Raw genomic sequence first — 13,875 nt, 5'->3', positions numbered from 1 at the left:
GGCAGGTGTACCCCGACCATCTCCCGTCACCCAATTCACCCCGCGTTTCACCCCACGGTGTCCGCGCAAGGGGGGACACGCCTGTACCATCCCCCTCGCTCGGGGGGTCCCCGTCGTCGACGACGCGTGCTGCGGTACCGTGGGGCGGCCTCGCGCCCCCTCCCGGAACGGATCTCCCATGCCGCCTCGCACCCGCCCCTCCTCCGCCGCCGCCGGCGGTCGCCGGCCCTCGGTGGCCGTGATCGGCACGCGGGGCTACCCCAGCTACTACGGGGGCTTCGAGACGGCGGTGCGGCGCATCGCGCCCGCGCTCGTCGACGCCGGGTGGGACGTCACGGTCTACGGCCGGCACGGCGCCGTCCGCGAGGACGACCCCGCCCGCGACCCGCGGGTGCGCACCCGCACGACGCGCGGCGTCGAGAGCCGGTCGCTGAGCACCCTGAGCTACGGCCTGACCGCCGTGCTCGACGCGGTCGTGCGCCGACCCGACGCCGTGCTGATGATGAACGTCGCCAACGGCTTCTGGCTGCCGCTGCTGCGCCTCCGGGGCGTGCCCGTGCTCATCAACGTCGACGGCATCGAGTGGGAGCGCGCCAAGTGGGGCCGGGCGGCCAAGGCCGTGTTCAAGCTCGGCGCCCGCGCCTCCGCCCGGTTCGCCGACGCCCTCGTCTGCGACGCGGTCGAGATCGTCCGCCGCTGGCGCGAGGAGTTCGGCGTCGAGGGCACGTTCATCCCCTACGGCGGCGATCCCGTGCCCGAGCTGCCGGTCGAGCCCGGCCTGACGCACGGCGGCTACGCGCTCGTCGTCGCCCGGTTCGTCCCCGAGAACTCGATCGTCGAGTTCGTCGAGGCCGCCCGTCGCATCGCGCGCCGCCACGACGTCGTCATCGTCGGGTCGACGGGGTACGGGGGCGAGCTCGACGACCTCGTCCGCGACCTCGCGGCCGACGAAGAGCGGGTGCGCTGGCTCGGGCACGTCAGCGACGACGACCGCCTCTTCGCGCTCTGGCAGCACGCGGGCGCGTACTTCCACGGCCACAGCGTCGGGGGCACGAACCCCGCCCTGGTGCAGGCCATGTTCACCGGCGCCCCGGTCGTGGCCCGCGACACCGTCTACAACCGCGAGGTGCTCGCCGACGCCGGCGTCTTCGTGCCGCCCGAGCCGGACGCCGTCGCCGACGCCGTCACGGCGCTGCTCGACGACCCGGCCGAGCAGCAGAGGCTGCGGGAGGCGGCGACGCGACGGGCGGAGGAGGCCTACACCTGGCAGTCGGTGTGCGACGCGTACGAGGCGGCGCTGAGGCGGTCGCTGCGCCGCTGAGGCGGTCGCCGAGGCGGTCGTCGAGGCGGTCGTCGCGCCGCTGAGGTGGTCGCCGAGAGAGGCCCGACGAGTGATGTTCGCCATCCCTCGTCCGAAATGTTACATTGATCCCCGCACGCACAGTGCGCCGTGCGACCGCCGTCGTCCGGCACGTCGCCCGCCAGCGAGGATCACATGGAGCTCTCCGACTACGTCCGCATCGCGCGGAAGGGCTGGGCCCTCATCGTGGGCGGCCTCGCGCTCGGCCTCGGCCTCGGCGTCCTGGCCCTCCTCGTCATCCCGCCGTCGTACGTCTCGACGACCCGCGTCTTCGTCTCGGTGCAGGGCATCGACCAGTCCAGCGCCCAGGACATCGTCCAGGGCAGCAGCGCGGCGCAGCAGAAGGTCACCTCGTACCTGTCGGTGGCCACCAGCAGCCGAGTGCTCCAGCCGGTCGTCGACGAGCTGCGGCTCGACACGACGACCACCGAGCTCGCCGAGCGCGTCACGGCCACGTCCCCCGCCAACACGGTCATCATCTCGATCTCGGCCCGTGACCACGACCCCGGGGTCGCCCGCCGCATCGCGGCGGCCGTCGGCACCAGCTTCACGAAGGTCGTGGCCGACGAGATCGAGCTGCCCGTCGGGGGCGGTCCCACGCCCGTGCGCGTCGAGACGATCGAGCCCGCCTCGTCGCCGACGTCGCCGGCCAGCCCGAGGCTCGCCACCACCCTGGGCCTCGGCCTGCTCGCCGGGTTCGTGCTCGGCACGGGCGCCGCCGCGCTGCGGGCCGTGCTCGACACCAGGGTGCGCGGCCTCGCCGACGTGCACCAGGTCACCGACACGGCCGTGATCGGCGCCGTCGGCTTCGACGCGACCGTCAAGACCCGGCCGCTGTTCGTGCACACCGACCCGCGCAGCCCCCGCGCCGAGGCGTTCCGCAGCCTGCGCACGAACCTGCAGTTCCTCGACGTCGACACGGCCGGGCGCAGCTTCGTGCTGACCTCCGCCCTGCCTGCCGAGGGCAAGTCGACGACGAGCGCCAACCTCGCCATCGCCATCGCCGAGACCGGCGCGAGCGTGGCCGTCGTCGACGGCGACCTGCGGCGCCCGCGCCTCGCCGACATCATGGGCCTCGACGGCACGGTGGGCCTCACCGACGTGCTGATCGGGCGGGCCGAGCTGACCGACGTGCTGCAGCCCTGGGGCCGGGGCGGCCTCGTCGTGCTGGCCGCGGGCACGACGCCGCCGAACCCGAGCGAGCTGCTCGGCTCGCGGGCGATGGCGGCTCTGATCGACGAGCTGACCGCCACCTTCGACCACGTCATCGTCGACGCGCCTCCCCTGCTGCCCGTGACCGACGCGGCCGTCATCAGCACGATGACCTCGGGCGCGATCCTCGTCGTGGGCGCCGGCCGCGCGACCCGGGGCCAGCTCCGCCAGGCGCTCGACGTCCTCGAGCGCATCGGCAGCCGGGTGCTCGGCGTCGTGGCGACGATGGTGCCCGTCAAGGGCGCCGACGCCTACGGCTACTCGGTCTACTCGTCCTACTACGCCGACGGCGACGAGGCCGCCGACCCGGTCGTCCCCGAGCCCCTCGACGTGCCCGACCGGTCGCCGGCGGCCGGCCCGGTGGCCCCGCGGTGACGCCGCCCCTCGCCCTCGTCGTGCTCTGCACCGGCAACATCTGCCGGTCGCCCCTCGCCGAGGTCCTGCTGCGCGACCGGCTGGCCGACCTCCCCGTCACCGTCCGGAGCGCCGGCACCCGGGCCGTCGTGGGCGAGCCGATGGCCCCGCCCGTCGCGGCCAGCGTCGCCGCGCGCGGCCTCGACCCTGCCCACTCGGCAGTCCAGCTGGTGCGCGAGCACCTCGCCGACGCGGATCTCGTGCTCGGCCTCGCCCGCGAGCACCGCCGGGCCGCGATCGAGCTGCACCCCCGCGTCGTGCGCCGCGCGATGACCCTGCTCGAGCTCGTGCGCGTGGTCGAGCAGAAGGGCGCCGACCTCGCGGTCGAGGCACGGGCCGCGGGCCCCGACGCCGCGAGCCGGCTGCGCGAGGCGGTCCGGCTCGCCGTCGCCGAGCGGGGGGCCACGCTGCCCCCGGCGGCGCCCGAGCTCGACGACGTGCCCGATCCCTGGGGCCGCGACGACCGGGCCCACGCCGTCGCGGTGACCCAGATCGTGGGCGCGGTCGACACGGTCTCGCACTGGCTGCACCGCTCGGCGGGCGTGCGGTGACCGGCCCGTCGCGCGTGCTGCAGTACCGCGTGCACGACCCGTCGTACCCGCGCAACCGCAGGCTGCGCGAGCACCTGCGCGCCGCAGGCTGCGAGGTGACCGTGCTGGAGGCGAGCCGGCGCGGTCCCCGTGCGGTGCGCCTCCTGCGCGACCTCGTCGCCCTCGTGCGCGCCTCGGCCGACCACGACGTCGTCGTGCTCAGCGAGCTGCGCCTCGCGCACGCGCCCTACGTCGGCCTCGTCGGCCGGCTCACCCGGTCGACCGTGGTCGTCGACGGCTTCGTCGGTCTGCACGAGACCGAGGTGGGCGACTGGGGCCGCGTCGCGCCGGGCTCCCTGCGCGCCCGGCTCTACCGTCTGCAAGACGACCTCGCCGTCCGCGCCGCCCACGTCTACCTCGTCGACACCGAGGTGCGGGCGCGTCGAGTGGCGGCCACCCGGGCAGCGCGGCGCACCCGCGTGGTCTCCCTGCCCGTCGGCGCGCCCGCCTGGGCCGTGCCCACCCCGCCCCGAGCGCCCGGCGACGTGCTCGAGGTGCTCTGGTACGGCAACTACATCCCCCTGCACGGCCTCGACGTCGTCGTCGAGGCGCTGGCCCGGGCCCGGGGGCGGCGGCGCGTCCACCTCACCCTCGTCGGCGACGGCGGCACGCGGGCCGCCACCGAACGGGCCGTGCGGCGGCTCGGCGTCGACGACCTGTGCACGTTCCGCGGCCCTGTCCCGGAAGAGGCGCTGGCCGGCCTGATCTCGTCCGCCGACGTGTCGCTCGGCATCTTCGGCTCGTCCGAGAAGGCGCGCTCGGTGATCGCGAACAAGGTGTGGCAGGGCCTCGCCTCGGGGCGCGTCGTCGTCACCGCCGACTCGCCCGCCCTCGACGAGATCGCCGAGGCCGCCGGGCCGCTGCTCGTCACGACCGAGCCGGGCTCGGCGGCCTCGCTGGCCGACGCGCTGTGCACGGTCGATCCCCGCGCCGCGGCGCTCGCGGTGCCCGACGTCGACGTGCGGCTGGACGAGGTCGTCCGGCGCGGCTGGGCCGCGCTCGCGATCGGGGCGACCTCGTGAGCGGCCTCGCCCGACGGTCCCGGCACCTCGCCCGGCAGACGCGGCACCTCGGCCTGTTCGTGCTCGCGCCGCTCGTCGCGGCCGTGGCGCCCGTGCTCGTCGTCCCGGCCGTCACGTCGAGCTCGGGCGCCTCCGGCTGGGCCGCCGTGGCCGTCGCGCTGGCCGTCGGTGGCGCCGGCCAGGTGGTCGCCGAGCTCGGCTGGTCGCTCGACCAGGTGCAGGCGGTCGCCCGGGCCGACGACGACGAACGCCGGCGCCTGTGGGACGCGGGCCTCGCCGCCAAGCTCGCGGCCGCCTCCGTCGTCGCCCCCGTCTGCGCCCTGGTCGCCTGCCTCGTCGTGGCCGACCACGGCCTCGCGGCCGCGCTGGTCGCCGCCGGCACCGTGGTCACGGGTGCCGCCTCCCCGTCCTGGTTCTTCGTCGGCGCCGGCCGGCCCGGGGCGGCGCTCGTCTCGGACGCGCTGCCGCGGGTGCTGCTGCTGCTCGTCGCCGCGGCGGCGATGACGGCGGGCGCCGACCTCGTCGTCTACGGCGTCGTCCTGCTGCTCGTGCCCGTCGCGAGCGTCGGCACGGCGGCCGCGGTCGGGCGGCTGGCCTGGCTGCCGTCGTGGCGGGCGCTCCGCGAGGCCCCGCAGCTCGTCCGCCGACGGGCGGTGATCGTCCGGGGCCGCGCCGTGAGCACGGTCTACACGATGCTGCCGGCCGCCGTGCTGGGCGTGGTCTCGCCGGGCGCCGTCGCCGCCTTCTCGGGGGCCGACCGCCCCATGCGCATGGGCTTCGCCGTGCTCGGGGCGCTGCCCGCCCGCCTGCAGAACTGGCTCGGCTCGGCCCCCGCCCCCGACCGGGCCCGTCGCATCGCGATCGCCGTGGCGCTGAACACGGCCGCCGGCGCCGTCGCGGCCGTCGGCTTCGTCGTCGCGATGCCCGTCGTCGCCCCCGTCCTGCTGAGCGGCGCGGTCGAGCTCCCGACCGACCTGCTCGTGGCCGTCGCCGGGCTGCTGCTCGTCATGTCGGTCTCGCGGGGAGGCGCCCTCGGCCTGGTCTCCGTCGGCGAGGCGCCGCGCATCACGACCGCCGTCACCGCCGCGGCCGCCGTCGGCCTGCCCGCCCTGGTGGTCGGGGGCGCGACCGGGGGCGCCCTGGGCACCGTGCTCGCGCTCGTGCTGGCCGAGGCGGTCGGCTGCGCCGTGCAGTTCGCGTGCCTCGGCCGGGTGCTGCGCCGGCGGGTGCGGGCCGAGGGCCAGGTACCGGCCCAGGTTCAGGCCCAGGCGGCGGCCCAGGCCGGGGCCGGGGCCGGGCTCGGCGACCCGTCGGGAGCGTGCCCCCCGGCGACGGTCCGGCCGCGGACGGCGCCGTGATCGCGGCAGCCGTGGCGGCCGTGCTCGCGGTGGGGGCGTTCGTCGTCCTCTCCGCGACGGTGCGTCGCGAGACGCTCCGCGGCACCGTCGTCGCCGTGCTGCTCGGCCTGCACTGCTTCGCCTGGTCGCCGCTCGTGCCCCAGGCGATCTGCGACGCGGTCGTCGTCGCCAGCCTCGTGCTCCTGGTGCTGACCTGGGCCTCGCCCCGGCCCCGCCCGACAGCACGCCCGCACGTCGACGTCGCGCAGCTGCTGCTGGTGGTGCTCTTCGGCTGCGCGTGCCTCGTCACGGCCGTCGCGTACCCGCCGGGGCTCGGCCTCGTGGCCCGCATGGCCCTGCTCTGCGGCCTCGTCGTGGCCGTGCTGTCGCAGGCGAGCGCGGCCGACCGCCGCCGGGTCGTCGACGGCGTCGTCGTCGTCGCGCTGCTGCAGTGCCTGGCCGGCCTCGTCGAGTTCGTCCGCGGCGAGCCCCTGCTCTGGGGCTACAAGGTCTACACGACGGGACGCGGCCTCTGGAACGAGAACCACCTGCTCGGCGGCGGCCTCGTCCGGGTCCAGGGCACGATGTCGCACGCCCTCCCCTACGGCACCCTCCTGATGGTCGGACTCGTGCTGCTGCTCTGCACGTGGCGGCGGCGCGCCCCGGTCGCCCGCTGGTCGGCGCTCCTGCTCCTCCTGACCTGCATCACTCTCTCCGGCTCCCGCAGCGCCGTGGTCGGCGTCGTGGTGGCGGCGGCCTACCTGCTCGCCAGCTCGCGCCGTGCGGCGACCTGGCAGCGCGGGTCGGTCCTCGCCGCCGCCGCGGCCGCGATGGTGCTCCTCTCGTGGACGACCGTGTCCAGCACGGCGGACGCCCTGCTCGACTCCGGGTCGTACCTCAACCGAGCCGGTCACCTGCAGGCCGTGCCGCGCCTCCTCGGTCGTCCCGCCCTCGAGGCCTTCTTCGGCAGCGGGGAGTCCAGCGAGGCACGCCTCTTCGCCCGGGGCTACTTCTACGGGACGGGCTTCAACGTCGTCGACAACCAGCTGCTGTCGTCGCTCGGGACCCAGGGGCTGCTCGGGGCGGGCCTGGTCGTCGCCGTCTACGTCGCGTCCGCCGTCCGCGGGGGCCGGGACGCACGGGCCAGCGTCCTCGTCATGACCTCGGCCCTGATGACCTTCGACTTCTTCAAGATGACCACGATGGTGCTGCTCCTCACCGTCGTGGTGTGCCTCGCCGACCCGGTCTGGGCACGCGACGAGCCCGGGCCGGGGCCGGAGCCGGGGTCCGGGCCGGGTCGAGCGCGAGGAGTCGACGGCGCTCGCGGCGGCGGGACGGCGCGTCGGGAGGCGCCCTCTCGACGCCACGAGGGCGTCCCGGCATCGGTCGCCGCGGTCGTCGGGGCGGCCGCGGGGCCGGAGGGCGGCGGCGAGGGCGTCCCGGCGTCGGTCGGGTCGGCCCCGGGGCCGGAAGGCGGCGGCGAGGGCGTCGACGCCGCCGGGGACCGACCGACCTCGCGCCCGACCACCGCGACGCCGCCGGTCGCCGACAGGGACCCGAGCCGTCGACGAGGTCGGCGCGCCGCCCGGCCCCTCTGACGAGCGGTGCCCGCGGGCGCGGCGCCGGTGCCGGTCCCGGTGCCCGGCGCCGGTTCCCGGTGCTGGCGACGGGGCGGGTGCCCGACCGGGCTGGACCCGACCGGGCTGGACCCGGCCGGGCCGGACCCGGCCCGACCTCAGCCCGGGGCGGGCCCGTCCCGCAGGTGCGGCCCGACCAGGCCGGCCAGCGACCGCGACATCCGCGCCGTCAGGTGCTGGGTGTCCGACCGCACCAGCAACGGCCCTGCCGTGACGGGCACGAGCCCGCCCGACGTCGTGAACCAGGGCGTGACGTCGACCCGGACGGCGTCCGCCCCGGCCGCGACGGCGTCGGCGACCCCGGCGGCCTCCGCCCGCGCGGTCGCCGCCGCCCGCGGCTCGAGCGACGTCGAGCAGAGAGCGGCCCGGGTGGGTCTCGTCGCGCAGGCGGCGGGCGAGGCGCCCCGCGGAGGAGCGCCCAGCAGCACCACCCGAGCCCCCGCCCGAGCACCCGCCCGGGTTCCGTCACCCGCCTCCGCACCGGCAGCGGCACCGGCCGCCCCGCCGGACAGCCGTTCCACGGCCGCCGCCGTGCCCCGGCGCCACTCGGCCTCGGCCGCGACCCCGGTCGCCCCGCTCGTCAGCCGCTCGATGCCGGCCGCGCTCGACGACGTCACCACGAGCTCGGGCGCCGTCCGGTCGACGAAGTCGTCGAGGTCCTGCCGGCTCCGCGCGCAGGCCTCGGGGAACCCGTCGTCGCCTCCGCCGCTGCCGTAGCGGGCCTCGATGACCGAGCAGCTGCCGATGCCGAGCCCCAGGACGCGCCAGCCAGGCCCGAGGGCGTCGACGACGGCCGGCATCCAGCTCAGCGCGATCGAGTCGCCGACCACGACGGCGACGTGCTCGGACGACGCCGGCCCCGCCACGCACGGCCGCAGCGACCGGGCCTCGGTGCCGACGTCGAACCGGCAGCCGCCCGGGCCGATCTGCGGTGCCGAGGCGGAGGAGAAGGCCTCGCCGAGCAGGCCCGAGGGCACCTCGTCGGCCCCGGCGACCGCGGCGTCGAGCGCCGAGCGGAGCGAGGCCTCGTCCCAGGTGGGGCCGTCGGGGGCGGACGAGGCGGAGGCGTCGGACGGGGCAACGCCCGCGACGGCGGCGAGGCCGGACCGGGCCGCGGCCGGGTCGACCAGCCACGACGGCCCCCTCAGCTGCGCGGCGGACGTGCCGACCAGCACCACGCCGACCAGCGCGGCCAGCGCGACCTGGGCCGCGGGTCGCCGCGCCGCGCGCCCTCTCGCCGTCGCCCCCGGAGGTGCCGTCGGGTGCCGTGCCGCGGCCCGCAGCCAGCCGGAGCGCTGCACGCCTCGCTCGACGAACCGGTAGGAGGCGGCGGAGAGCACCAGCACCGCGCCCAGCTGCAGCGCGAGCCAGCCCGGCCCGACGAGGCCCAGGGAGGCGGCGAACACGACCACGGGGAAGTGCCAGAGGTACAGCGAGTACGACCGGCGGCCGATCCACCGGGCGGGCCGGGAGACGAGCACCGCCTCGACCGGGCCGAGCGAGCCCGTCCCCGCGCCGACCACGAGCACGGCGCCCGCCACGGGCAGCACCGCCCACGGCCACGGGAAGGCCACGACGTCGCCGGCCAGCGCGGGGCCGAGCAGCAGCGCCGAGGCGACGACGAGGCCCTGGCCGACCAGGGTGACGGCCCGACGCACGGCGACGGGCAGGGCGTGGGCCGACGGGGCGGCGAGCGCCGCGAGCCCGCCGGCCGCGAGCTCCCACGTGCGGCCGACGGAGTCGAAGTAGGCGGCCGCCGGTGCCGCGCCGGTGCGCCACGCGCACCAGGCGACCGACAGCAGGAGGACGCCCGAGAACGCCGCGGCGAGCAGCCGCCGGGACGCCGCGGGGCCGCGGCGGGCGAGCCGCACGACGAGGCCCACGGCGAGCACGAGCACCGGCCACAGGAGGTAGAACTGCTCCTCGACGGCGAGCGACCAGTAGTGCTGCAGGGGCGAGACGGCCCCGTCGGCCGCCAGGTAGTCGGTGCCGAGGGCCACGAGGTGCCATTTCTCGACGAAGAGGAGCGAGGCGAGGGCGTCGAGCCCCGTCGCCCAGGCACGGGGCGCGAGCCACAGCAGCGACGCGACGACGACGACGGTCGCGACGACGAGCCCGGCGGCCGGCAGGATGCGCCGGGCCCGCCGTGCGTAGAACGCCGTCAGCGAGACGGTGCCGGTGGCGTCGAGCTCGCCGAGCAGCCCGGTGGTGATGACGAAGCCGGAGATCACGAAGAAGACGTCGACGCCCGCGAACCCGCCCGCGGGCAGGCCGACGAGGTGCTCGGCGACCACCACGGCGACGGCGACGGCCCGGAGCCCCTCGATGTCGGGGCGGAAGGCCGGGCGTACTGCGGTCACCCCGATACTCTAGTACCGGTACACCACATTGCAGAATGTCGCTCTACCGGGTATATATGCCTCATGGACCTCTCCCGGACCCCGGTCGTCCCCCTCACGCCGCGAGCCGACCTCGAGGGGCTCCGGGCGGTGGCGGTCGCCGTGGTCGTCGCCTACCACCTCACGCTCGTGCCGCTCGGCGGCGTCGTCGGGGTCGACGTCTTCTTCGTCATCTCGGGCTACCTCATCACCCGGCTGCTGCTCGACGAGCACGACCGTGCGGGCGGCGTCGACCTCCGCGCCTTCTACCTGCGCCGAGCCCGTCGCCTGCTGCCGGCGGCGGCCGTCGTGCTGTCGGCCACGGTCGCGGCGGCCTGGCTGGTCTGGTCGACGCCGCGCGCCCTCGACGTGCTGCTCGACGCGGTCGCCGCCGCCAGCTCGAGCGAGAACTGGCACCTGATCGCCGCGGGCACCGACTACCTCCAGCACGACGGCCCGGTCTCGCCCCTGCAGCACTTCTGGTCGCTGGCCGTCGAGGAGCAGTTCTACGTCGTCTGGCCCCTGGTGGCCGTCGCGGTGCTGGCGGCGGCCCGGCGGCAGGGGCCCACGAGGAGGCGCGCGCTGGTCGGCTGCGTCGCCGTCGTCGCCACGGCCGCCTCGGCCCTCTGGTCGTGGCACCTCTCGGCGACCGCCGTCGAGACCGCCTACTTCGAGCCCTTCGGCCGGGCGTGGGAGCTGGGCGCGGGTGCCGCGTGCGGCGCCCTCGTCCCCCTCGTCGCCCTGCCGTCCGACACCTGGCGACGACGCCTGACGAGCCTCGGGGTGGTGCTGGTCGCCGTCACGGCCGTGGGCGTCGACCCCACGTCGGGCTTCCCGTGGCCCGGGGCGCTGCCGGCCGTCCTCGGCGCGGCCCTGATCGTGTCGCTCGGGTCGGGCACGATGCCCGGGCTGCCCCGGGTGCTGACCTGGCGGCCCCTCCTCTGGGCGGGACGCCGGTCGTACTCGATCTACCTCTGGCACTTCCCCGTGACCGTGCTCGGCACCGCCCTCGTCGACGCCTGGTGGCGCGTGCCGGCCTCGATCGTCCTCACGCTCGCGCTGAGCGCCGTCACCTACCGCGTCGTCGAGGTGCCCGCCCGTCGGCGACGGCGCCAGGTGTCGCCCTCGGAGCGGACGACGGCTCCCGGGCACCGGGGCATCGCCGTCGCGGCCGTGGTGACGCTCGTGGTCGTGACGGCCTCCGCGGCGCAGACGAGGTCCCCCACCAAGCTCGGCGACCCCTCCGCCCTCGCCGCGCTCGTCGGCCTCTCCTCCCGCCCGCCCGGCCTCGACGAGGTGCCGCCCCTGCCCGTGGTCGAGCCGCGGCAGACGGTGCTGGCCGCCCTCGAGGCCGACGCCTGGACCCCCGCCCAGCGCGCCGAGATCGACGCCGCCTACCGGGAGTGGCTGACCCCTGCGATGGACGTGCACACGGGCTGCCGCAACGACCCGACGCCCGACCCGGCCGCGGGCCGGACCTGCCGGTGGGGCCCCGCCGACGCCGAGCACACCGCGGTCGTGATCGGCGACTCCGTGGCCGCCAGCTGGACGAGCGCCGTCGCCGCCGCGCTCGTCCCCCAGGGCTGGGCCGTCGTCGCCCTCGCCTTCGCCGGCTGCACGCCGATCGACCTGCCGCCCGACGCCCGCTACGCCGACCCTGCCTTCGAGCGCGCCTGCGAGGTCGACCGCGAGGCGATGCTCGCCCTGCCCGCGGCCGAGGACGCCGACCTCGTGGTGGTGTCCGGCGGCGTCAACGTGCTCGCACGGCGCGTCGACGCCGTCGGGGTCGAGGCCGCCCGCGACGAGTGGCGCACTGCGGCCGAGTCGACGCTCGCCCGGCTCACCGCCGCCGCGCCCCGGGTCGTCCTGCTCGGGGCGCCGCCGGCGGGGCCGGCGATCCAGGACTGCTTCGTGCGGCCGGGCGACCCCGACGACTGCCTCTCGACCATCACCCCGGCGCAGCGGGCCCAGGTCGTCGCCGAGGCGGAGGCGGCGGCCGCCGCCGGTCCCGCCGCCGAGCACGTCGACGTGACGGACTGGTTCTGCGCCGACGACCGGTGCCCCGCCACGCTGGGCGGCCGGCTCGTCCGCCAGGACCGCTCGCACCTCACCGAGGCCACGTCGCTGGCCCTCCGCGACCTGCTGGGCGACCGCCTCCTGGGCTCGACCTCGACCGCGAGCCCCTAGGAGCGGTGCTGTCGCACCCACTCCCACATCACGACCGCGCCCGCGGCCGAGGCGTTGATGCTGCGGGTCGAGCCGAACTGCGTGATCTCGACCACCATCTCGGCGGCGTCGACGACCTCGTCGCTGAGGCCCGGCCCCTCCTGCCCGAAGACGAGCACGCAGCGCTCGGGCAGCGCGGTGCGCTCGAGGGGCACCGACCCGGCGACGTTGTCGACGGCGACCACGACGAGCCCCTCCCCCCGGGCCCAGGCCACGAAGGAGGCGACGTCCGGATGGTGCACGACGTGCTGGTAGCGGTCGGTCACCATGGCGCCCCGCTTGTTCCAGCGACGCCGACCGACGATGTGCACGGCCTCGGCCGCGAACGCGTTCGCGCTGCGCACGACGGAGCCGATGTTCATGTCGTGCTGCCAGTTCTCGATCGCGACGTGGAACGGGTGGCGCACGAGGTCGAGGTCGGCGACGATCGCCTCGAGCGACCAGTACCGGTAGCGGTCGACGACGTTGCGGGAGTCGCCGTCGCGCAGCAGCTCGGCGTCCCAGTGGTCGCCCTCGGGCCACGCGGCCTCGCCGCCGGGCCAGGGGCCGACGCCGTGGGCGACGACCGGGTCCGCCGCCGCCGCCGCGGGCCCGCCGTCGTGGCCGGGATCGGCGGGCGCGGGGTCGAGGGGGTCGCGGTCGGTCACGACGGCCAGCGTAGGGTGCCCGGACGACCGGCACCGCACCTCCTGCGCTCCGCCGCCGTCAGTAAGGTGTGCGCATGGGTACTCGCGACGAGGTCGAATGCTGGCTCACCGACATGGACGGCGTCCTGGTGCACGAGAACCAGGCGCTGCCGGGCGCCGCGGCGCTGATCCAGCAGTGGCAGGACGAGGGCACCCCGTACCTCGTGCTCACCAACAACTCGATCTTCACGCCGCGCGACCTCAGCGCCCGCCTCCGCGCGTCGGGGCTGCACGTGCCCGAGGAGCGGATCTGGACGAGCGCGCTCGCCACCGCCGACTTCTGCCGCTCGCAGATGCCCGGGGGCTCGGCGTTCGTCATCGGCGAGGCCGGCATGACCACCGCGCTGCACGAGGCCGGGTTCATCATGACCGAGACCGACCCCGACTACGTGGTGGTCGGCGAGACCCGCAACTACTCGTTCGACGCCATCACGAAGGCGGTGCGGCTGATCCTCGGCGGCGCCCGCTTCATCGTCACGAACCCCGACACGACCGGCCCGAGCGCCGACGGGCCCATGCCGGCGACGGGCGCCATCGCGGCCATGATCACCGCCGCGACGAACAAGCAGCCCTACGTCGTCGGCAAGCCGAACCCGATGATGTTCCGCTCGGCGATGAACCGCATCGGCGCGCACAGCGAGAACACCGCGATGATCGGCGACCGCATGGACACCGACGTCGTCGCCGGCATCGAGGCCGGGCTGCACACGATCCTCGTGATGACGGGCATCAGCGACCAGGCCGAGATCGACCGCTACCCGTTCCGTCCGAACGAGGTGCTGAGCGGGGTGCACGAGCTCGTCCGCGCCGAGCCCCTCGAGACCGACGTGGTGCCGAGCGAGCTCTAGCCCGCCCGGTCCGCGTGCGGGCCCGCTGCACGCTGCCCGGCGCCGGCTGCGTGCTGCGTGCTGCGTGCCACCTGCTGTCCGCAAATGCCGACCATCACGGCCCACGCGACCGCCTGGTACTCGGAAATCCCGTCATTGCAGGAGCGCCGGTCGGCATTTGCTGCA

General features: G+C 76.3%; 10 protein-coding genes. 8 read left to right on the top strand and 2 right to left on the bottom strand.

All coding sequences use genetic code 11. The annotated features are described in order from the left end of the window. The first annotated feature begins 178 nt into the window (after positions 1 to 178). From FHR78_RS11955 to FHR78_RS11930, 6 genes are all read left to right on the top strand, one after another. Positions 179 to 1,321, top strand: a complete 1,143-nt coding sequence (locus FHR78_RS11955) for a glycosyltransferase (protein ID WP_166760670.1) — start codon at positions 179 to 181, stop codon at positions 1,319 to 1,321. A 174-nt stretch (positions 1,322 to 1,495) separates the two neighbouring features. After that, a complete protein-coding gene (locus tag FHR78_RS11950; RefSeq protein ID WP_166760669.1) occupies positions 1,496 to 2,947 on the top strand; it encodes a polysaccharide biosynthesis tyrosine autokinase in 1,452 nt (483 codons plus the stop codon). Continuing rightward, entirely contained in the window at positions 2,944 to 3,537 is a 594-nt protein-coding gene (locus tag FHR78_RS11945; RefSeq protein WP_166760668.1) for a low molecular weight phosphatase family protein, read from the top strand. Before FHR78_RS11950 ends, FHR78_RS11945 begins: the two co-directional genes overlap by 4 nt. Next, on the top strand, positions 3,534 to 4,598 hold the full coding sequence (locus tag FHR78_RS15680) for a glycosyltransferase (RefSeq protein WP_166760667.1): 1,065 nt from the start codon (positions 3,534 to 3,536) through the stop codon (positions 4,596 to 4,598). Before FHR78_RS11945 ends, FHR78_RS15680 begins: the two co-directional genes overlap by 4 nt. Then, a complete protein-coding gene (locus tag FHR78_RS11935) occupies positions 4,595 to 5,956 on the top strand; it encodes an oligosaccharide flippase family protein (protein WP_166760666.1) in 1,362 nt (453 codons plus the stop codon). Before FHR78_RS15680 ends, FHR78_RS11935 begins: the two co-directional genes overlap by 4 nt. After that, positions 5,953 to 7,533 (top strand): hypothetical protein, encoded by a 1,581-nt coding sequence (locus tag FHR78_RS11930; RefSeq protein ID WP_166760665.1) that lies wholly within the window; start codon positions 5,953 to 5,955, stop codon positions 7,531 to 7,533. The genes FHR78_RS11935 and FHR78_RS11930 overlap by 4 nt, the downstream gene beginning before the upstream one ends. 137 nt (positions 7,534 to 7,670) lie before the next feature. Here the strand turns inward: FHR78_RS11930 and FHR78_RS15675 are convergent, their stop codons facing one another. Beyond that, entirely contained in the window at positions 7,671 to 9,932 is a 2,262-nt protein-coding gene (locus tag FHR78_RS15675) for an acyltransferase family protein (RefSeq protein WP_166760664.1), read from the bottom strand. Positions 9,933 to 9,995: 63 nt separating this feature from the next. On the opposite strand from FHR78_RS15675, the gene FHR78_RS11920 reads away from it, so the two are divergent. Further along, entirely contained in the window at positions 9,996 to 12,137 is a 2,142-nt protein-coding gene (locus FHR78_RS11920) for an acyltransferase family protein (RefSeq protein ID WP_166760663.1), read from the top strand. Here the strand turns inward: FHR78_RS11920 and FHR78_RS11915 are convergent. Beyond that, complete coding sequence (locus FHR78_RS11915; protein ID WP_166760662.1) at positions 12,134 to 12,823, bottom strand: TrmH family RNA methyltransferase; 690 nt, start codon at positions 12,821 to 12,823, stop codon at positions 12,134 to 12,136. The two genes, FHR78_RS11920 and FHR78_RS11915, sit on opposite strands and share 4 nt — an antisense overlap. A gap of 74 nt (positions 12,824 to 12,897) precedes the next feature. On the opposite strand from FHR78_RS11915, the gene FHR78_RS11910 reads away from it, so the two are divergent. Next, positions 12,898 to 13,710 carry an HAD-IIA family hydrolase gene (locus FHR78_RS11910; protein ID WP_166760661.1) on the top strand — a complete coding sequence of 271 codons (813 nt, stop codon included), beginning with the start codon at positions 12,898 to 12,900 and terminating at the stop codon, positions 13,708 to 13,710. Positions 13,711 to 13,875 lie beyond the last annotated feature (165 nt).

Origin of the sequence: Frigoribacterium faeni (assembly GCF_011761235.1) — a bacterium.
GTDB classification, from domain to species: Bacteria; Actinomycetota; Actinomycetes; order Actinomycetales; family Microbacteriaceae; genus Frigoribacterium; species Frigoribacterium faeni_A.
This window is presented reverse-complemented; position numbering and strand designations above follow the sequence as displayed.

Bases quoted from the DNA above. Each gene is read 5' to 3' on its own strand.
- FHR78_RS11950 (WP_166760669.1), top strand. From the start codon at position 1,496: ATGGAGCTCTCCGACTACGTCCGCATCGCGCGGAAGGGCTGGGCCCTC.
- FHR78_RS11920 (WP_166760663.1), top strand. From the start codon at position 9,996: ATGGACCTCTCCCGGACCCCGGTCGTCCCCCTCACGCCGCGAGCCGAC.
- FHR78_RS11955 (WP_166760670.1), top strand. From the start codon at position 179: ATGCCGCCTCGCACCCGCCCCTCCTCCGCCGCCGCCGGCGGTCGCCGG.
- FHR78_RS11910 (WP_166760661.1), top strand. From the start codon at position 12,898: ATGGGTACTCGCGACGAGGTCGAATGCTGGCTCACCGACATGGACGGC.